The organism is Pseudomonas sp. P7548 (genome assembly GCF_013386585.1).
Classification (GTDB): Bacteria; Pseudomonadota; Gammaproteobacteria; order Pseudomonadales; family Pseudomonadaceae; genus Aquipseudomonas.
This window is the reverse complement of the sequence record NZ_JACARO010000064.1, coordinates 1-1,303: the sequence shown is the minus strand read 5'-3', so window position 1 is coordinate 1,303 and position 1,303 is coordinate 1. Positions and strand designations below refer to the sequence as shown.

Here is a 1,303-nt window from a genome sequence, read left to right as displayed (position 1 = left end):
CTCTACAACGACTACCTGCAGCGCAGCACCATCAAGCAAAACCTGGAGTCGTCCATCCAGCAATCCGGCGAACTCACCGCCAGTAGCGTCCAGAACTGGCTCAGTGGCCGCATCCTGGTGCTCGAAAACCTGGCGCAGAACGTCGCCCACCAAGGCAGCGGTGCCGACCTCCCAGGGTTGGTCGATCAACCTGCGTTCACTTCGAACTTCCAGTTCACCTACGTCGGCCAAACCAACGGCGTGTTCACACAGCGTCCTGACGCCAAGATGCCCGACGGTTACGACCCTCGTCAGCGCCCTTGGTATAAACAAGCGGTGGCAGCCGATAAAACCATGCTCACTCCGCCTTACATGGCCGCAGTGGGTGGCCAGATCGTCACCATCGCCATGCCGGTGAAAAAGAACGGCGAACTGCTGGGTGTGGTCGGCGGTGACTTGAGCCTGCAGACCTTGGTGAAGATCATCAACTCGGTCGACTTCGGTGGTATCGGCCATGCGTTCCTGGTCAGCGCTGACGGCCAGGTCATCGTCAGTCCGGATCAGGACCAGGTGATGAAAAATCTCAAGGACATCTACCCGGGCACCCCCCTTCGAATCGAGAAGGTCAACCAGGAAGTCGTGCTCAACGGCCAGGATCGCATCCTGTCGTTCACCCCTATCAGCGGTTTGCCGGGGGCAGATTGGTACATCGGTCTGTCGATCGATAAAGACAAGGCCTACGCTCCGCTGGGCAAATTCCGTACTTCTGCATTGATCGCCATGTTGATCGCGGTGGTGGTGATTGCCGTGCTCTTGAGCCTGTTGATTCAGGTGTTGCTGCGCCCGTTGACCACCATGGGCGTGGCCATGCAGGACATTGCCCAAGGCGAAGGCGACCTGACCCGCCGCCTNNAACGCCTCGATCATCGGCTCCGACGAGCAGAGTGCACGTACCAACAGCGTGGCTGCGGCGATCAACGAGCTGGGTGCTGCCACCCAAGAGATCGCCCGCAACGCTGCCGATGCTTCCCAGCACGCCAGCGGGGCCAGCGAGCAGGCCGACGATGGACGCAAGGTCGTTGAGCAAACCATCCTGGCGATGTCGGAGCTGTCACAGAAGATCAGCCTGTCCTGTACTCAGATCGAAACCCTCAATGCCAGCACCGATAACATCGGCCACATCCTCGATGTGATCAAAGGTATTTCCCAGCAGACCAACCTGCTGGCCCTGAACGCAGCGATCGAAGCGGCTCGCGCCGGTGAAGCCGGGCGTGGTTTTGCCGTGGTGGCCGATGAAGTGCGCAACTTGGCTCACCGTACCCAG

2 protein-coding genes are annotated in these 1,303 nt (G+C 59.8%); both read left to right on the top strand.

The window, feature by feature from the left end; translation table 11 throughout:
- The coding region (locus HX803_RS32850) for a cache domain-containing protein (RefSeq protein WP_372339941.1) at positions 1–1,062 on the top strand (1,062 nt) is incomplete at its 5' end.
- The coding region (locus tag HX803_RS33200) for a methyl-accepting chemotaxis protein (RefSeq protein ID WP_372339942.1) at positions 953–1,303 on the top strand (351 nt) is incomplete at its 3' end. The genes HX803_RS32850 and HX803_RS33200, both read left to right, overlap by 110 nt.